The sequence below is a fragment of the Mesorhizobium sp. M0195 genome (assembly GCF_040322115.1).
Lineage (GTDB): Bacteria > Pseudomonadota > Alphaproteobacteria > Rhizobiales > Rhizobiaceae > Mesorhizobium.
The window spans coordinates 359632-377681 of the sequence record NZ_JAMYSV010000003.1; the positions used below are offsets into that span (position 1 = coordinate 359632).

The following is an 18050-nucleotide window of genomic DNA, read 5'->3' on the forward strand; positions in this document are numbered from 1 at the left end:
AGGGGCTTTCGGCATGACGCATTCTGATCACCATCATCACGCCCATGGCAGCTGCTGCTCGGCAAAAGGCGCCTCCTCTGCTGCGGACGCCGCCGTCCGCGATCCGGTCTGCGGCATGACCGTCGATCCGGCTGCCGGCAAGCCGACCGCCGAGCATGGCGGCCATCGCTATCATTTCTGCAGCGAAAGCTGCCGCTCCAAATTCATCGCCGAGCCGGAAAAATACCTGACCGCTAGCGATCCCGTCTGCGGCATGAGCGTCGATCGCGCCACGGCCAAGCACTTTTTGCGGCACGAGGGCCGGGGCTTCTATTTCTGCTCCGCCGCTTGCCAGGCGAAGTTCGAAGCCGAGCCGGCAAAGTATCTCGGCGACAGGCCGGCGCCGCAGGCGATGCCGAAAGGCACGCAATACACCTGCCCGATGCATCCGGAAATCATCCGCGACAAGCCCGGCTCCTGCCCGATCTGCGGCATGGCGCTGGAACCGATGGGCGTGCCGACCGGCGACGAGGGGCCTAACCCGGAACTGGTCGACTTCACCAGGCGCTTTTGGGTGAGCGCGGTGCTGTCCGTGCCGTTGCTGGTCATCGCGATGACGCCGATGCTCGGCCTGACGTTTCAGGCCTTCATCGACGACCGCGCGAACGTCTGGCTGGAGCTGGCGCTGGCCAGCCCGGTGGTGCTGTGGGCGGCATTCCCGTTCTTCCACCGCGGCTGGGATTCGATCCTCAACCGCAGCCCCAATATGTGGACGCTGATTTCGCTCGGCGTCGGTGCCGCCTATCTCTACAGCGTCGTCGCCACGCTGTTTCCGGGCCTCTTTCCGCACCAGTTCCGCGGCCATGACGGCACCGTACCGGTCTATTTCGAGGCGGCGGCGGTGATCGTCGCGCTGGTGTTCCTTGGCCAGGTGCTGGAATTGCGCGCCCGCGAGAAAACCGGCTCGGCGATCCGTGCGCTGCTCGACCTGGCGCCGAAGACGGCGCGGCTGATCGGCGCGGACGGTTCCGAAAACGACGTGCCGCTCGAAACCGTCAAGGCCGGCGACCGCTTGCGCATCCGCCCAGGCGATGCCGTGCCGGTCGACGGCATTGTGCTCGAAGGACGCTCTTCCATCGATGAATCGATGATCACAGGCGAGCCGCTGCCGGTCGAAAAGACCGACGGCGACAACCTCACCGGCGGCACGCTCAACAAGAACGGCTCGCTGATCATGCGCGCCGAAAAGATCGGCGCCGAGACGACGCTGGCGCGGATCGTCGAGCTTGTCGCCAAGGCTCAGCGTTCACGCGCGCCGATCCAGGGGTTGGCCGACCGCGTCTCGTTCTACTTCGTCCCGGCCGTCGTGCTGGTCGCGATCATAGCGTTCGTCGCCTGGGCGATCGTCGGACCGGAACCCAGCCTGGTCTTTGCCATCGTCTCGGCGGTCTCGGTGCTGATCATCGCCTGTCCGTGTGCGCTCGGCCTTGCCACGCCAATGTCGATCATGACCGCCACCGGGCGCGGCGCGCATGCCGGCGTGCTGATCAAGGAAGCGGCGGCGCTCGAGCGCTTTGCCTCGGTCGATACGCTGATCGTCGACAAGACCGGAACGCTGACCGAAGGCCGGCCGCGACTGACCGATGTCGTTGCCGTCGAAGGCATGGCGCAGGACGAGCTGCTGGCGCTCGCCGCCGGTCTCGAAAAAGGCTCGGAGCATCCGCTGGCCGAGGCGATCGTCGAAGGCGCCCGCGAACGCGGCGTGAATATTCCCGATGCCGGCGGTTTCGAGGCCGTCACCGGCAAGGGCGTTTCCGGCACGGTTTCGGGGCAGAAGGTCGCGCTCGGCAATGCCGCGATGATGGCCGATCTCGGCATCGACACGGCGTCGGTCCTGGCCAGCGCCGAGGCGCTGCAGGCCGACGGCAAGACCGCGATGTTCGTCGCTGTCGCAGGCAAGCTCGCCGGCCTCGTCGCCGTTGCCGACCCGATCAAGGCGACCACCGCCGAGGCGATCAAGGCGCTGCATGACAGCGGGCTGAAGATCGTCATGGCGACCGGCGACAATGAGCGCACCGCCAAGGCCATCGCAGCCAAGCTCGGCATCGACGCGGTGCGTGCCGGACTTTTGCCCGAAGAGAAGAACGCGCTGGTCGAGGAATTGCGTGCAAACGGCGCCGGCGTCGCCATGGCCGGCGATGGCGTCAACGATGCGCCCGCACTTGCCGCCGCCGATGTCGGCATCGCGATGGGCACAGGCGCCGATGTTGCGGTCGAAAGTGCAGGAATAACGCTGGTCAAGGGCGATCTCAACGGCATCGTCAGGGCCAGGACGCTGGCCCGCGCGACGATCCGCAACATCCGCCAGAACCTGTTTTTCGCTTTCCTCTACAATGTGCTTGGCGTGCCGGTCGCTGCCGGCGTGCTCTATCCGCTCACCGGCACGCTGTTGTCGCCGATGCTCGCGGCGGCGGCGATGAGCCTGTCTTCGGTTTCGGTCATCGCCAACGCATTGCGGCTCAGGACGTTGAAACTCTGAGTAAAACTTCCAGATAGACCCTGTTCAAAGGAGACGATGAATGACCTTGGCCAAGAAGATCGTGCTGCTGATGATGGCGGCGGGAATGCTGCTTGCTGTTTTCCTCGAAAGCGTTCCGGCACAAGCCGAGGAGATGAAGCACGACATGGGCGCAATGGGCGCGCAGAGCCCCTCGACCGAGGGCTACAAGGCGGCGATGGACAAGATGCATACCGACATGATGGCAATCGAATATTCCGGCAATGCCGATGTCGATTTCGCCCGCGGCATGATCCCGCATCACCAGGCGGCCATCGATATGGCCAAGATCGAGCTCGCCAATGGCAAGGATCCGGAAATCCGCAAGCTGGCGGAAGCAGTGATCGCCGCGCAGCAAGCCGAGATCAAGCAGATGCAGGACTGGCTCGCCGCCCATCCGGTGAAGTAGGCGTCACGCTGTCGCGGAATCCGGGCGAGAAGCTTCACCTGGATTTCTGCTTCACCTGGATTTCCCTTGGCGGCTATGTTGCTACCCGGGCCTCGGACTGGAGCATGCCATGGCATCGACGATAAGAACGACTACCCTGCCCTGCGGCGAAGCCGTGCCGGTGCTCGGCCAGGGCACCTGGAAGATGGGCGAGGACGGCCGCCGCCGCGCCGACGAGGCCAATGCCCTGAAGCTCGGGCTGGATCTCGGCATGACGCTGATCGACACCGCCGAAATGTATGCCAGCGGCGGTGCCGAGCAGGTGGTGGCGGAGGCCATCGCCGGGCACCGCGACGAGGTTTTCCTGGTCTCCAAAGTGCTGCCGTCCAATGCCTCGCGCGCCGGCGTGAAACGGGCCTGCGAGAACAGCCTGAGGCATCTCGCCACCGACCGCATCGATCTCTATCTCCTGCATTGGCCGGGCAGCGTTCCTTTGATGGAAACGGTAGAGGCGTTCGAAGCGTTGAAGGCGGCCGGCAAGATCCGCCATTGGGGCGTCAGCAATTTCGATACCGATGAGATGGAAGAGCTGGTTCGGTTGCCGGCCGGCGGCAACGTCCAGACCAACCAGGTGCTCTACAATCTGTCGCAGCGCGGGGTCGAGTTCAACCTCGCCCCGTGGAGCCGGCAATGTGGCATGCCGCTGATGGCCTATTCGCCGGTCGATCAGGGGGTATTGGCGCGCAACGCCAGGTTAGATGCCATCGCCGCCCGCCACGGTGCGACGCCGGCGCAGATCGCACTTGCATGGGTGATGGCGCAGGAGGGCGTGATCGCCATTCCGAAGGCCAGCCGCCCGGAGCATATCCGGCAGAATGCCGCGGCGTTGGACATCGAGCTCACGAGCGAAGATTTCGCCGAAATTGACCGCGCCTTCCCACCGCCGAGGCGGAAGTCGGGCTTGGCGATGATTTGAGGGTGAAGCTGCCAATCTCCCCCTCGTGGGTCCCTCGTGGGGGAGATTGGCGGTTTCGGCGACGCCGCTCCGATTGCAGAAGCCCTACTTCGCCAGCATCCCCTTCAATCTGTACAGCGCCTCCAGCGCCTCCCTTGGCGTCATCTCGTCGGGATTGATCTCCGCTAGCGCCAAACCCAGCCCATCACTCTTCGCCGGCTTCGACGCTACCCGCTGCGCCGCCACCGAAAACAGCGGCAGGTCGTCGACCAGACGGTTGGCCTTGCCCGAGACCTCGCCCGCTTCGAGCTGGTGCAGCACTTCCTTGGCCCGGCCGACGACGGCTTCCGGCAGGCCGGCCAGCCGCGCTACCTGGACGCCGTAGGAACGGTCGGCCGCACCCTTGCCGACCTCGTGCAGGAAGACCACGTCGCCTTCCCATTCCTTGACCCGCATGGTGACGTTGTGGAGCCGTGTAAGTTTCCTGGCCAGCGCCGTCATTTCGTGGAAATGCGTGGCGAAGATCGCCCGGCAGCGGTTCTTCTCGTGCAGATATTCGACCGCCGCCCAGGCAATCGACAGGCCGTCGAAAGTGGCGGTGCCGCGGCCGATCTCGTCGAGGATGACCAGTGCGCGCTCGCCTGCCTGGTTGAGGATCGCCGCCGTCTCGACCATCTCGACCATGAAAGTCGAGCGGCCGCGCGCCAGGTCGTCGGAGGCGCCGACCCGCGAAAACAACCGATCGACGACGCCGATATGGGCTGATGCCGCGGGCACGAAGGAGCCGGTCTGGGCAAGGATGGCAATCAGCGCGTTTTGCCTGAGAAAGGTCGACTTGCCGCCCATATTGGGGCCGGTCAGCAGCCAGATCGCGCCGGTCTTGGCATCGCCTTGCGGCGACAGATCGCAATCATTGGCGACGAACGGGCCTTCGCCGGAACGCCGCAGCGCCTGTTCGACCACCGGGTGGCGTCCGCCCGAAATCTCGAAGGCAAGGCTCGCATCGACCAGTGGCCGGCACCAGGCCTCGCTCTCGGAAAGCAAGGCAAGTGCGGCTGAAACGTCGAGCACGGCGAGCGCTTCGGCGCCGGCACGGATCCTGTCGGCGTGGCTGACCACTTGCGCCGTCAGCGCCTCGAAAGCGGCAAGCTCGATCGCCAGCGCCCGGTCGGCGGCGTTGGCGATCTTGGTTTCCAGTTCGGCGAGTTCGGTGGTGGTGAAGCGCATGGCGTTGGCCATGGTCTGGCGATGGATGAAGCGCGCCCTGGCGCCGTCGCTGCCGGTCATCAGCGCATGATGATTGGCGGTGACTTCGATATAATAGCCCAGCACATTGTTGTGCCTGATCTTCAGCGAGCGGATGCCGGTCTCGTCGATCAGCGAGCGCTCCAGCCCGGCGATCACTTTTCGCGACTCGTCGCGCAACGCCCGCATCTCGTCGAGTTCGGCGTGGTAGCCGCCGCGGACGAAGCCGCCGTCACGCTTGAGCAACGGCAGCTCGTCGCTCAGCGCCTGCGCCAGATGCGCCGCCAGTTCATTGGGCAGCGCCTTGATAGCTCCCAATGCCGCGGCCAGTTCGCCCGGCAAGGCGATTTGGCCGAACAGTTCGGCGATGGCGCCGGCCGCTTCGAAACCGGCGCGCAGCGCGCCGAGGTCGCGCGGGCCGCCGCGGTTGAGCGCCAGCCTGGACAGCGCGCGCGGCATGTCGGCAACGCTCTTCAGGCTTGCCCGCACCGCCTGGCAAAGGCGCGTCTCGGAGCGGAAGAACGACACCGAGTCCAGCCTTGCAGCGATTGCCGCCGGATCGGTCAGCGGCGCCATCAGCCGGTCGGCGAGCAGCCTTGCACCGCCGCCGGTCACCGTGCGGTCGATCGCCTTGAACAGCGATCCGTCGCGACTGCCGGACAGCGTGCGCAGCAGTTCCAGGTTGGCGCGCGTCGCCGGGTCGATGAACAGCGTCGAGCCCTGCTCCTCGCGCTCCGGCCGCGACAGCGGCGGCCGCTCGGCTTTCTGCGTCTTTTCGACATAGGCGATGACGCCTGAGATCGCCGACAGCTCGGCGCGCGAAAACGAGCCGAAACTGTCAGGGGTCGCCACCTCGAAGAAGCGGGCGATGCGGCCGACGGCCGAAGCCGAATCGAACAGCGACGGCGGCTGCGGGCTGGCGACGCGGCCGAGCACGTCGAAGACCGGTTTCAGCTCCGGGTCGTAAAACACCGGCTCGGCGACGATCAGCTCGCGCGGGTCGACGCGGAAGACATCGGCGAGCAGCCGGTCGGCGGTGGTCTCGGCGACGCGGAAGACACCGGTCGAGATCTCGATCCAGGCCAAGGCAAAGGAATGCTCGGCCCCGCCCTTGACCCGTCCCAGCGCCATCAGAAAACTCGATTCCGACGGCGCCAGCAATTTGTCTTCGGTGATGGTGCCGGGCGTTACCAGCCGCACCACGTCGCGGCGCACCACCGATTTGCCGCCGCGCTTCTTGGCCTCCGCCGGATCCTCGATCTGCTCGCAGACGGCGACGCGGAACCCCTGTCCGATCAGCTTCTGCAGATAATCGTCGGCGGCATGCACCGGCACGCCGCACATCGGGATGTCGAGCCCCTGGTGCTTGCCGCGCTTGGTCAGCACGATACCGAGCGCCCGGCTTGCTTTCTCGGCGTCGTCGAAGAACAGCTCGTAGAAATCGCCCATGCGGTAGAACAGCAGCGAATCCGGGTTCGCCGCCTTGATCTCGATATACTGCTCCATCATCGGCGTCGCCGGCGCGAAGGCCGGCGTGGCGTTGTCGCTTCGAATGGGCGTCTCGTCGTTCAAGAAGCTGCTTCCAAAATTTTGCAGGCCATGCTTGGCGGTTTACAGCGGCGAAGTGTAGCCTTAATCCCGAACCTTCCACAAAAGAAAGCATGCGCACCCATCTCAAGCGGTGCCGTACGGGCGAGGAACCGAAAGCATCATGGCCAAGAAATCCGAAAGCAACGGGCCCTCCGTCAGCGCCCAGGAGGCATTGGAATTCCATGCCATGGGACGTCCGGGCAAGCTGGAGATCGTCGCAACAAAACCGATGGCGACGCAGCGCGATCTCAGCCTCGCCTATTCGCCGGGCGTCGCCGTGCCGGTTCTCGCCATCGCCGAGGATCCGAGCCGCGCCTTCGACTATACAGTTCGCGGCAACATGGTCGCCGTCATCTCCAACGGTACCGCCATCCTTGGCCTCGGCAATCTCGGCGCGCTTGCTTCGAAGCCAGTGATGGAAGGCAAGGCGGTGCTGTTCAAGCGCTTCGCCGACGTCGATTCCATCGATCTCGAGGTCGACACCGAGGATGCCGACGAATTCATCAACTGCGTGCGTTTTCTCGGCCCCTCCTTCGGCGGCATCAACCTCGAGGACATCAAAGCGCCGGAGTGTTTCATCATCGAGCAGCGGCTGCGCGAGCTGATGGACATACCGGTCTTCCATGACGACCAGCACGGCACCGCCATCATTTCGGCCGCCGGCCTGATCAACGCGCTGGAAATCACCGGCCGCGACATGAAGACCACGAAAATGGTCTGCAACGGCGCCGGCGCTGCCGGCATCGCCTGCATCGAACTGATGAAGGCGATGGGCTTTGCGCCAGAAAATATCATCCTGTGCGACACCAAGGGCGTGGTCTTCCAGGGCCGCACCGAAGGCATGAACCAGTGGAAATCGGCGCACGCCGTGAAAACCGGTGCGCGCTCGCTGGCCGAAGCGCTGGACGGCGCCGACGTGTTCCTCGGCCTCTCGGCCAAGGGCACGCTGACCACCAGGATGGTGCAGTCGATGGCCAAGAACCCGATCATCTTCGCCATGGCCAATCCCGACCCCGAGATCACGCCGGAGGAGGTCGCCGAGATCCGCACCGACGCCATCATGGCGACGGGGCGGTCCGACTATCCCAACCAGGTCAACAACGTGCTTGGCTTCCCCTACATCTTCCGCGGCGCGCTCGACGTGCGGGCGACCACCATCAACGACGACATGAAGATCGCCGCAGCCAAAGCGCTCGCCGAACTGGCGCGCCAGGACGTGCCCGACGACGTCGCCGCCGCCTATCAGGGCATGCGGCCGAAATTCGGTCCAAACTACATCATCCCGGTGCCGTTCGATCCGCGCCTGATCTCGGCGATCCCGATCGCGGTCGCCAAGGCGGCGATGGACTCCGGCGTCGCCCGCAAGCCGATCCTCGATCTGGACCGCTACGCGCAGGAGCTTTCCGCCCGCCGCGACCCGATCGCATCGACGCTGCAGCGCATCTACGACCGGGTGCGCCGCCAGCCCAAGCGCATCGTCTTTGCCGAGGGCGAGGAGGAGCAGGTGATGCGCGCCGCCGTCTCCTATGTGAACCAGCGGCTCGGCACCGCCATCCTGCTCGGCCGCGACGACATCATCAAGGAAAACGCCAGGAACGCCGGCATCGACCTCGGCAAGCAAGGCATCGAGATCATCAATGCGCGGCTGTCGCGGCGCAACTCGGTCTACGCCGACTATCTCTACGAGCGCATGCAGCGCAAAGGCTTCCTGTTCCGCGACTGCCAGCGGCTGATCAACAACGACCGCAACCATTTCGCCGCCTGCATGGTGGCGCTGGGCGATGCCGACGGCATCGTCACCGGCGTCACCCGCAACTATTCGACGGCCCTCGACGATATCCGCCGCGTCATCGACGCAAGGCCCGGCCATTGCGTCATCGGCGTGTCGATCGTGCTGGCGCGGGGTCGCACCGTCCTCGTTGCCGACACCGCGGTGCACGACATGCCGAATGCTGAGCAGATCGCCGACATCGCCGAGGAGGCCGCCGGCTTTGCCCGCCGCATGGGCTACGAGCCGAGGCTCGCCATGCTCGCCTATTCGACCTTCGGCCATCCGCAGGGCGAGCGCTCCGAGCGCGTCCAGGAAGCGGTGCGCATCCTCGACAAGCGCCGCGTCGATTTCGAGTATGACGGCGAAATGGCCGCCGACGTGGCGCTCAACGCCCGCGCCATGGCGCAGTACCCGTTCATCAGGCTGACCGGCCCGGCCAATGTGCTGATCATGCCGGCTTTCCACTCGGCCTCGATCTCGACCAAGATGCTGCAGGAGCTCGGCGGCTCGACCGTCATCGGCCCGCTGCTGGTCGGCCTGAACAAGCCGGTTCAGATCGTCTCGCTCAATGCCAAGGACTCAGACATCGTCAATATGGCGGCGATCGCGGCGTATAGCGCGGGAGCTTGAGGAGCACGTAGCAGGGGGAGAAGGAAGAGGTGCCGCGCTACAGCAACCCCGCCTGCTCGGCCTCGTGGCGCAAATTCTGCCTTGGTCTTGGGCCGATCTGCTGGATGACCAGCCCGGCGGCCAGCGAGCCGAGGTCGCCGCACTGCTTCAGGCCGCGGCCTTGCGTGTAGCCGTAGAGGAAGCCGGCGGCATAGAGGTCGCCGGCGCCGGTTGTGTCGACCAGCTCGCGGATCCTGGTCGCCTCGATGGTGACGGTCTCGTCGCCGCGCACGATCACCGAGCCCTTTTCCGAGCGGGTGACGGCGGCGATCTTGCAATCCTTGCGGATCTGGGCCAGCGCCTCGTCGAAGGACGCGGTCTGGTAGAGCGACTTGATCTCGTGGCTGTTGGCAAAGACGATGTCGACGGTGCCGGAGCGCATGAGATCGAGGAACTCGTCGCGGTAGCGGTCGACGCAGAACGAGTCCGACAGGGTCATCGACACTTCGCGCCCGGCGGCATGGGCGAGTTTCGCCGTCTGCCGGATCGCTTCCTTGGCGCGCGGCGGGTCCCACAGATAGCCTTCGAAATAGGTGACCGCGGCGCCCGACGCCTTGTCGGCCTCGACGTCCTCCGGGCCGAGTTCGACGCAAGCGCCGAGATAGGTATTCATCGAGCGCTCGCCGTCCGGCGTGACGAAGATCATCGAGCGCGCCGTCGGCGGTTCGCCGTTGAGCGGCTTGGTGTCGAAGGCGACGCCCTGGGCATGGATGTCATGCGCGTAGATTTCGCCGAGTGCGTCGTTGGAGACCTTGCCGAAGAAGGCGGCACGACCGCCGAAGGAGGCAACGCCCGCCGCCGTGTTGCCGGCGCTGCCGCCCGAGGCTTCAATGGCCGGGCCCATGCGGCTGTAGAGCAGTTCGGCGCGCCTCGTGTCGATCAAATTCATCGCGCCCTTGATGATGCCGTTGGTCTCCAGGAACGCCTCGTCGCACTGGGCGATGATGTCGACGATGGCATTTCCGATACAAAGCACGTCATAGTCCGGCATCAATTCATGTCTCCGCCAAAAGCCACCGGCTTTCTGCCACGCCGGGCGCGGGCGGGTCTAGCGGTTTGATGCGGCTTTGCCTAGCGGCGATCCGACGAATGTCAGCATAGCGACCATCGTTGGATGGCGGCCGAAGCATTTCCCGCGTGCCTGGCTTACAAGCATGGCTGAGATGAGCGATGCCCAGAGGTTCCAGCCGGCCATGTCCATGAAAACCGACACGAGGATCGAGCTGGTGCTGCTCGTCGTATTGGCGCTGCTGTGGGGCGCATCCTACAGCTTCATCAAGATCGGCGTCGCGACGATCCCGCCGGTGACGCTGATCGCCGCGCGAACCCTGGTCGCGGGGGGCATCCTGTTCGCCCTGATCCGCTGGCGCGGGCTGGCCTTGCCGGGTGATGCCGCAAGCTGGCGCCGGTTTGCATTCCAGGCATGCCTGAACAGCGTCGTGCCGTTCACGCTGATCGCTTGGGCCGAGCGCTCGCTGGATGCCGGGCTGGCCACGATCCTGAATGCGACCTCGCCGATCTTCACCTTCTTGCTGACCGCCCTGATCACCCGCCATGAACCGGCGACCATGCGCAAGCTGTTCGGTGTCGCGGCGGGAATCGCCGGAATATGCCTCGTTGTCGGCGCCCCGGCGCTTGGCGGCCTCGGACAGCAATTTTTGCCGCAACTTGCCGTGGTCGCGGCGACGATCTGCTACGCCGGCGCTGCCGTTTTCGGCCGCGGCTTCAGGGGGCTCGACCCGATGGTGCCGGCCGCCGGTTCGATGCTCTGCGGCGCCGCGATGCTGATCCCGTTGAGCCTTGCGTTCGACCGGCCATGGACCCTGGCGCCATCGACAACGTCGGTCCTTGCGCTGCTCGGGCTTTCGGTGTTTTCGACCGCGCTGGCCTTCTCGATCTATTTCCGCCTCCTCCATACGCTGGGCTCTGTCGGCACCACCTCGCAAGCCTATCTGCGGGTGCCGATCGGCGTTGCTATCGGAGCCGTGTTCCTTGGCGAAAGCCTTGGTCCGAGCGCGTGGTGGGGAATGGCTCTGGTCGTCGTCGGCGTGGCGGCGATGACCATTCCCCAGGCGAAGGTCGCGCGCTAGGAAGCCGCGCTTGCGACTTGGGCGGTCTCCGCCTATTCGGAGATATCAGCCACGGGCATGTTTGACATGGAATTGGAAACGCCGTGATCCTCGATGCCGCCCGCGCCGCCTTGAGCCGGCTATTCTCGCCCGAATTCCGTTCCGTGTTCGTGAAGACACTGGGGCTGACCTTGCTGGCACTGGCGGCGCTGTGGTTCGGAATAAAGAGCCTGTTCGAATGGCTGGCCTGGCCGTGGATCGATGCATGGCTGCCCGCCCTTCCCTCTTGGGCCGGATGGCTGGGCGCCGTCGTCGCCGGCGTCGGCCTTGCGCTGGGGCTGGCGCTTTTTATCGCGCCGGTGACGGCGATCATCGCCGGCCTGTTCCTTGACGACGTCGCCGAAGTGGTCGAGCGCACCGACTATCCCAACGATCCGCCCGGCCGCGCCGTGCCGGCGCTGCGCTCGCTGGTGCTGGCGATCAGGTTCTTCGGCGTCGTCATCCTCGGCAACATCATCGCTCTGCTGCTTCTGCTGGTGCCGGGCATCAACATCGCCGCCTTTTTCATCGTTAACGGTTATCTGCTCGGGCGCGAGTTCTTCGAGTTCGCCACCATGCGCTTTCGCCCGGAGGCCGAGGCCAGGGCGCTGCGCAGAAAGCACGCAGTCACCGTATTCCTGGCCGGGCTGGTCGTCGCCGCTTTCCTGGCCGTGCCGCTGCTCAATCTTTTGACACCGCTGTTCGCCGCCGCCATGATGGTGCATCTGCACAAGGCGATCTCGGCGCGGGAAGCGAGCTAGCGCAGCAGGAAACCCCTGCCCAGTTCATCATCGTCCTCGACGATGAATTCGGCCCGTCCTGAGTAATAGGCGCGGCCGCCGACGCGGGCGATGATGGCATCATGCGGCCCGGCTGTGGCCGTGCGTGCGACGGCGCCGGAAAAGCGCGAGCCGGCGATGCTCTCGAACAGCCGCGCCCGGCCAATCTCGATTTGCCCCTTGGCGTGCATGGCCGCCAGCCGCGCGGTGACGCCCGAGCCGGTCGGCGAACGGTCGACCTCGGCTTCGGCGAAAACGCAGATGTTTTTGGTCGGCGTATCGGAGAACGCATCCTGTCCGTCGGTCAGGATGGTGCCGTAGAGAAAGGCGAGATCGGCATGGTCGGGATGCGACAGCGGCAATTCGGCCTTGAGCTTATTGGTCAGCGCGGTCGCTGCATCGACGAAATCGCGCACCCGGTTCCTGCCGAATTCCAGCCCGAACTGGCGGCAGTCGGCGAGCGCATAGAAGGCGCCGCCATAGGCGATGTCAAAGCCGACCGGACCATAGCCCGGCAGCTCGATCCGCCGGTCGCGGGCGAACAGAAACGCCGGCACGCTTTCGAAGGACACCGCACCGGCCTTGCCATCTCTCACCTCGACCGCAGCGGAGATCAGCCCGCACGGCGCCTCTATGTTTACGGTCGTCAACGGCTCGCGTGGCGCCACCAGCCGCTCGTCGACGGCGTAGCGGCCGAGCGCGACGATGGCGTGGCCGCACATCGTCGAATAGCCCTCATTGTGCATGAACAGCACCGCGAGGTCGGCGCCCGGCAGGTCGGGCTCCACCAGCAGCGCGCCATACATGTCGTAATGGCCGCGCGGCTCGAACATCAGGATCTTTCTGAGATGATCGAGATGATCGCGCACATAGGCACGCTTTTCGAGGATCGTGCCCTTGGGAATGTCAGGGTAGCCGCCGGTGACGATCCGCAGCGGCTCGCCGCCGGTGTGCATGTCGACGACGGTGAGGGTCATTCGCCGGGCCCGACCTAGGCTGAAGATTTGGCAAACAGCGCCTGCAGCTTGCCGAACGGCATGGCGGCGCGGGTGAAGCCGAAGGTGCCATCCTGCTGGATCTCGCGCGCCGCGGTCTCCAGCATGCCGAAGGCGAAATTGGTGAGCCATGGACCGAGCGAGACGCGCTTTACCCCCGCCATGGCCAGGTCGGCGATGGTGAAGCCGGGCCTGGCCATGACGTTGACCGGCTTGGTCAGCGCCGAGCAGACGGTTCGCACCATCTCGATATCGCCCAGCCCCGGTGCATAGAGCACGTCGGCGCCGGCCTTCTCGAAGGCCTGCAGCCGCTTGATCGTATCGTCAAGATCGGGCTTGCCCCACAGGAAATTCTCGGCCCGCGCGGTGAAGACGAAATCGCGTTTCAGTGCCCGTGCCGATTCTGCCGCCGCCGCGACGCGCTCGACGGCATGCGCAAAATCATAGATCGGCTTGTCGGGCTCGCCAGTATGGTCCTCGATCGAGCAGCCGGCGAGGCCAGCCGCCTCGGCGGCGAAGATGGTCTCGCCGGCACTTGTTGCGCTGTCGCCCTTGCCCTTTTCGAGATCGGCCGAAACCGGCAGCCCGGTCGCCGCCGACACTTCACGGCAATGATGGATCATCGCCTCGAACGTCACCGCACCATCGGGCAGGCCGCGCGAAAAGGCAAAGCCGGCGCTGGTCGTGGCCAGCGCCTTGAAGCCGAACGAAGCCAAGAGCTTGGTCGTCCCGACGTCCCAGGAATTGGCCATGACGAAGATCGAGGCATGCAGGTCGCGAAAAATCTTACCCTTGTCCATGGATGCTCCCCTCCAGTGCAGAATGTGAGGCAAATTCTAGCCCGGCGGAAGGCGCCGGGCAAACAAATGCGGTTGGCTCAGAAGCGTTTGGCGTTGTCATCTGCCAATCGGTCCAGCGCATCGGAATCCTTGACGTAGCGCGAAGCATTTTTGTTCCAATGATAGGTGACGGAAATGTCGCGCGAAGACGCCTCTGGCGGCGGCTGGCCGTCGCAGCTTTCTTCTCCCGGTAGCGTCGCGTCGGTCACTGTGACCTTGATGGCTGCATAAGGCTGGCCGTCGGCGATCACCTGGAACGCCGCATTCTGTGTCCCCCTATGAGTGCAGAGGTTTTCGTCGAACGTGTAGATCATGTCGATCAGCTCGAACCTGTCGTTGCGGATCATGATCAGCGGCGTGATCCCATAGCCCTGGCTCGAATTGAAATGCATGCTCATGCTGATGATAGCGTCGTCACCAGGCCCGATCGGCAGCTTGCCCGGATCGCGAAGATAGGTGATGCGGTCGACGGCGACATTGACCGCGTCGAGCAGCGCCGGCTTGCCGGTGATGTCGTAGAGTGCCAGCACGGCATAGCCCTCGGCGCTGTCAGGCGAGTCGCCAAGGTCGAACAGCATGGTCAGCCGCTCCTTACCGCCGGCCTTGATGCCGAGCACGCCGGCGTTGGAAAGACCCGACGTCGCCGGCGGGGAGCGGTCGTAGTCCGGACCAGCGATGTGGCGCATCTCGATCGGCGTCGAACCCCGGAAAAAGCCGTCCTTGTCCGCGGTCAGATCGGGAATGACCATCCTGGCGAGGTCGAGATAAGTGAGATTGCCGTGCCCGGGGACAGCGCTGCCGAGCTCCGGGAAACTGACGGCCTCGGCGCTGGCCGTCGTCCAAAGACAAGGCAGCAGCAGGCAGGCAAGGATGAAACGAAACAGGGAGAAGGCCATGCGTGCGCTCGTTATGTCGGGCGCGCGCAAGCTAGAGCATTTTGCGGCCAAGAGGAAACACCTGGCGTTACCCCGCTATATTGGTTTGGCTTCGGTCGCCAGGGTCTCCTGGAAAACAGGCACCAGCTGATCCATGGCGGCTGCGAGCCACGCGCCGAGTTCGTCCGGCAGAGTGTCATGGATCCAGACCAGGCGGCTCCGGCCCTCGCCCTCGGCAAAGACCTGCATGGAGGTGTTATCGTGGGTGACCTCATCGCCGAGCCATCCCCACACGATGCGCCGGCTCTGCTCGTCGCGGGCGATGAGCCGCTCTCGCACAATCTTGCCGTCGGCGAAAGTAAGGGCCCGTACGTCGTCCTCATCCACCCTGCAGTCGACGAAAACGCCTGGGGCTATCCGTTGGGCGCCGCCGGCGAAGTCGCCCACCGTCGCCCATACGCTTTCCGGTGAAGCATCTACGATGATTTCCCTGACTATCGAAGCCATGTTCCGCCTTTCCTTCATTAGTAGGTAGACCGGTCTGTCTACATGTGGATGTATACAGACCTGTCTGCTATATAGTCAAGGCATGTCCGCAGCCCGAATCAACGATCGTCCCGAAAGTCTTGCGCGCCGTCGCATCCTCGATACGGCGACCGCGCTGTTTTCTCTGGAGGGGGTGCGCGCAGTCGGCATCGACCGCATCATCGCCGAGGCCGGCGTTGCCAAGGCGACGTTCTATCATCACTTCGCGGCCAAGGACGATCTGGTCCGCGCCTACATCGAGGAGCTCAGCAAGGGAGGACGGGCGGCAATCGGGCGCCTTGGGCGGCGGCCACCTCGCCAGATGATCCTTGCGATATTCGATCTCATCGCCGATGCGGCAGATCAGCCGGGCTACCGCGGCTGCCCGTTTCAGAACGCCGCTGCTGAATATCCGGATCCCAGCAGCCCGGTTCGCCAGGCGATCGATCAGCATCGTCACTGGAAGTGGGGTATCCTCAGGGATCTGCTGATCGCGGACGCAAATCCCGATCCGGACCGCACAGCGGACGCGCTAACGGTGGCGGCCGACGGCCTCCTTGTCGTCAGTCATCTCGACAGGCCGGCCAATCTGCGCAGCCTCATACGCGACACGGTCGACCGAGTACTTGGAGCCCCACGCCCGGTCTGAGACCGGATGCGCATGCAGCTTGCGCAAAGGCGATCAGTGGATCGGCACCAGCCCGGCCAGTTCACGCATGTCGTCGAACAGGATGCCGCCAGCTTCGATCAGTCCATCGCGGTCGGAAAGCGGGTCGCCGTGGTAGGAATAGACGCGCATGCCGGCGGCGATGCCGGCTGTCGTCCCGGCGACGCTGTCCTCAATGACGATGCAGTCGCCGGGCGCGAAGCCCATCGTCGCTGCCGCATGCAGGAAGAGGTCGGGGAACGGCTTGCCGCGCGAGACCATGGTCGAGCTGAACAGCGCATGCTCGAACAGCGGCAGCAGCCCGGTCTGGCCGAGTGTGATGTGCATTTTCGGTACCCGTGCCGACGAGGCGACGCAGGTGGCGATGCCGGCGGCGTGCACGGTTTCGATGAACTCGCGAACGTACGGGATGGCCTCAACGCCATGTGCGAACAGGTCCGGCAGGCCGGCGTTCCAGCGCTCGACAAAATCGGCGCCAAGGCTGACGCCGGTCGCCTCGACTTCCTTCTGCACCGAAACCATGCTGCGGCCGGAGAAATTCTTGCGGCAATATTCGAAGCTGGCCGGAAAGCCTGCCGCAGTCAACCATTCGGCGAGGCGCCGATTGGCCAGGTTCTCGGTATCGACCAGAACCCCGTCGCAATCGAAGATGACGAGTTTGGGTATTTTCATCAAGCGGTGCCGGTCGATCCGAAGCCGCCCGAGCCGCGCGCCGTGCCGCCGGCCAATGTGCGCTCCTCGACGGTCGCCCGCGTTACCGGGGCGAAGACGATCTGGGCGATCCGCATGCCGCGCGTCACCGCGAAATCTTCGTCGCCGAGATTGATCAGTAGCACCTTGACCTCGCCGCGATAGTCGCTGTCGATGGTGCCCGGCGTGTTGAGGCAGGTGAGCCCGTGCTTGAAAGCGAGGCCCGAACGCGGCCGGACCTGGCCTTCGACGCCCTCCGGAATTTCCAGGACCAGCCCGGTCGGCACCAGCGCGCGCTTTCCCGGCAGGATCAAAAGCGGCCTGTCGTCGGGGACGGCGGCGCGCAGGTCCATGCCGGCGGCGCCCGAGCTCTCATAGGCGGGAAGCGGCAAGCCCTCGCCATGCGGCAGCCTGACGAAACCGACAGCCGGACCGATGACGGAGGTAGGATAAGGTGCTGCGCGCATAAGGCTGATCCTATCGTCGCGAACGCTGGTTCAGTCAACTCGGCGGCAATGCTATCAACGGCTTTCTTTCAGCGCAGTTCCGCCTCAGCGCAGTTCCATCGGAACGACCGTGGTCTCCTTGATCTCCTCCATGACGAAAGAGGCCGAAACGTCCGACAGCGCCACCTTGGCGATCAGCCGCTGGTAGAGCCGGTCATAGGCCTTCACGTCGGCGACGCGGGCGCGCAGCACATAGTCGAGATCGCCGGACATGCGGTAGGCGCCGGTGATCTCGGCAAAGCCGGTCACCGCCGCCCGGAATCTTTGCAGCCAGTCGGGATCGTGGTTCGAGGTGCGGATCAGGATGAACACCGAAAGGCCGAGTCCGAGCTTGTCGGCGTCGACCAGCGCCACCCGACCGGTAATGATGCCGTCTTCCTCCAGCCGCTTGACCCGGCGCCAGCAGGCATTGCGCGACAGCGATATTCTTGCCGAGAGCTGGTCGACGGACAGCGTGCCGTCGCGTTGCAGCTCGGCCAGCAATCTCCGGTCTATTTCGTCGATTTCCGCCCTCATGTGGGATGTTTGTCCCAAAATGTGGCTTTAGACAAGGACAATTTGAGACCTACGAACCTGATAGCCGTGGCAGGATATTGATCGCTGGCTCTTCATGCCGGCAGGAGGGATCGACATGACAACACGGCTCGCAAGACTTTTCACCTCTCACCCGGCCGCGGTCGGCGAGAGCTATTTCGGCCATATGGCTTTCGCCGCATGGTTCTCGTCGCGATTGTTCATGGCGGCCTTTGCCGCGCTCATTCATGCTTTCTTGCCGTTTCTGTTCGAGACCACGGCAAGCGGCATCATCCGTGAGCTCTACGAACGGACGCATAACAGAGGACGGTAAGCCGTAGAGGTGCCGATCGCGGCGAGGCCTGCTGGACAGCGCCGACGCTCAACGGATCCCGGCAG

The 18050-nt window shown here is 64.7% G+C and carries 17 protein-coding genes; 8 read left to right on the forward strand and 9 right to left on the reverse strand.

Going from position 1 to position 18050, the window contains the following annotated elements; translation table 11 throughout:
• The first annotated feature begins 13 nt into the window (after positions 1 to 13).
• The 3 genes from NKJ12_RS09925 to NKJ12_RS09935 all read left to right on the forward strand — a co-directional run bounded on the left by NKJ12_RS09925 (position 14) and on the right by NKJ12_RS09935 (position 3900).
• Positions 14 to 2518, forward strand: a complete 2505-nt coding sequence (locus NKJ12_RS09925) for a heavy metal translocating P-type ATPase (protein WP_352702431.1) — start codon at positions 14 to 16, stop codon at positions 2516 to 2518.
• 40 nt (positions 2519 to 2558) lie between these two features.
• Complete coding sequence (gene copM / locus NKJ12_RS09930) at positions 2559 to 2945, forward strand: CopM family metallochaperone (RefSeq protein ID WP_352455040.1); 387 nt, start codon at positions 2559 to 2561, stop codon at positions 2943 to 2945.
• A 109-nt stretch (positions 2946 to 3054) separates the two neighbouring features.
• Entirely contained in the window at positions 3055 to 3900 is an 846-nt protein-coding gene (locus NKJ12_RS09935; protein WP_352702433.1) for an aldo/keto reductase, read from the forward strand.
• Between the two features lie 84 nt (positions 3901 to 3984).
• Here NKJ12_RS09935 and mutS read toward each other — a convergent pair whose 3' ends face one another.
• Complete coding sequence (gene mutS / locus NKJ12_RS09940) at positions 3985 to 6633, reverse strand: DNA mismatch repair protein MutS (protein WP_352702553.1); 2649 nt, start codon at positions 6631 to 6633, stop codon at positions 3985 to 3987.
• A gap of 202 nt (positions 6634 to 6835) precedes the next feature.
• Here mutS and NKJ12_RS09945 point away from each other — a divergent pair, with 202 nt between their 5' ends.
• Positions 6836 to 9115, forward strand: a complete 2280-nt coding sequence (locus tag NKJ12_RS09945; RefSeq protein WP_352476062.1) for an NADP-dependent malic enzyme — start codon at positions 6836 to 6838, stop codon at positions 9113 to 9115.
• A gap of 37 nt (positions 9116 to 9152) precedes the next feature.
• Here the strand turns inward: NKJ12_RS09945 and NKJ12_RS09950 are convergent, their stop codons facing one another.
• The gene (locus NKJ12_RS09950) at positions 9153 to 10145 is read right to left on the reverse strand and encodes an adenosine kinase (protein WP_352702435.1); all 993 of its coding nucleotides are present in this window, start codon (positions 10143 to 10145) and stop codon (positions 9153 to 9155) included.
• Between the two features lie 208 nt (positions 10146 to 10353).
• On the opposite strand from NKJ12_RS09950, the gene NKJ12_RS09955 reads away from it, so the two are divergent.
• Both NKJ12_RS09955 and NKJ12_RS09960 read left to right on the forward strand, forming a co-directional pair.
• Positions 10354 to 11244: a DMT family transporter gene (locus NKJ12_RS09955; RefSeq protein ID WP_502905704.1), complete on the forward strand. Its 891-nt coding sequence runs from the start codon at positions 10354 to 10356 to the stop codon at positions 11242 to 11244.
• A gap of 83 nt (positions 11245 to 11327) precedes the next feature.
• A complete protein-coding gene (locus NKJ12_RS09960; RefSeq protein ID WP_352479881.1) occupies positions 11328 to 12023 on the forward strand; it encodes a sulfate transporter family protein in 696 nt (231 codons plus the stop codon).
• Here the strand turns inward: NKJ12_RS09960 and NKJ12_RS09965 are convergent.
• The 4 genes from NKJ12_RS09965 to NKJ12_RS09980 form a co-directional block, all read right to left on the reverse strand.
• The gene (locus NKJ12_RS09965; RefSeq protein WP_352702440.1) at positions 12020 to 13018 is read right to left on the reverse strand and encodes a proline racemase family protein; all 999 of its coding nucleotides are present in this window, start codon (positions 13016 to 13018) and stop codon (positions 12020 to 12022) included. The genes NKJ12_RS09960 and NKJ12_RS09965 overlap by 4 nt on opposite strands.
• A 14-nt stretch (positions 13019 to 13032) precedes the next feature.
• Positions 13033 to 13836 (reverse strand): isocitrate lyase/PEP mutase family protein, encoded by an 804-nt coding sequence (locus NKJ12_RS09970; RefSeq protein ID WP_352702443.1) that lies wholly within the window; start codon positions 13834 to 13836, stop codon positions 13033 to 13035.
• Positions 13837 to 13913: 77 nt separating this feature from the next.
• The gene (locus tag NKJ12_RS09975) at positions 13914 to 14771 is read right to left on the reverse strand and encodes a hypothetical protein (protein WP_352702445.1); all 858 of its coding nucleotides are present in this window, start codon (positions 14769 to 14771) and stop codon (positions 13914 to 13916) included.
• Between the two features lie 75 nt (positions 14772 to 14846).
• A complete protein-coding gene (locus tag NKJ12_RS09980; protein ID WP_352702447.1) occupies positions 14847 to 15257 on the reverse strand; it encodes an SRPBCC family protein in 411 nt (136 codons plus the stop codon).
• An 82-nt stretch (positions 15258 to 15339) separates the two neighbouring features.
• Here NKJ12_RS09980 and NKJ12_RS09985 point away from each other — a divergent pair, with 82 nt between their 5' ends.
• On the forward strand, positions 15340 to 15924 hold the full coding sequence (locus tag NKJ12_RS09985) for a TetR/AcrR family transcriptional regulator (protein WP_352702448.1): 585 nt from the start codon (positions 15340 to 15342) through the stop codon (positions 15922 to 15924).
• 33 nt (positions 15925 to 15957) lie between these two features.
• Here NKJ12_RS09985 and NKJ12_RS09990 read toward each other — a convergent pair whose 3' ends face one another.
• The 3 genes from NKJ12_RS09990 to NKJ12_RS10000 all read right to left on the reverse strand — a co-directional run bounded on the left by NKJ12_RS09990 (position 15958) and on the right by NKJ12_RS10000 (position 17654).
• Positions 15958 to 16614, reverse strand: a complete 657-nt coding sequence (locus NKJ12_RS09990; protein ID WP_352644535.1) for an HAD family hydrolase — start codon at positions 16612 to 16614, stop codon at positions 15958 to 15960.
• Positions 16614 to 17099 (reverse strand): dUTP diphosphatase, encoded by a 486-nt coding sequence (gene dut / locus NKJ12_RS09995; RefSeq protein ID WP_352644538.1) that lies wholly within the window; start codon positions 17097 to 17099, stop codon positions 16614 to 16616. Before dut ends, NKJ12_RS09990 begins: the two co-directional genes overlap by 1 nt.
• Positions 17100 to 17183: 84 nt before the next feature.
• Positions 17184 to 17654 (reverse strand): Lrp/AsnC family transcriptional regulator, encoded by a 471-nt coding sequence (locus NKJ12_RS10000; protein WP_352644540.1) that lies wholly within the window; start codon positions 17652 to 17654, stop codon positions 17184 to 17186.
• A 115-nt stretch (positions 17655 to 17769) separates the two neighbouring features.
• Between NKJ12_RS10000 and NKJ12_RS10005 the strand changes: the two genes are divergently transcribed.
• On the forward strand, positions 17770 to 17985 hold the full coding sequence (locus NKJ12_RS10005) for a DUF6356 family protein (RefSeq protein WP_352702450.1): 216 nt from the start codon (positions 17770 to 17772) through the stop codon (positions 17983 to 17985).
• Positions 17986 to 18050: the final 65 nt, after the last annotated feature.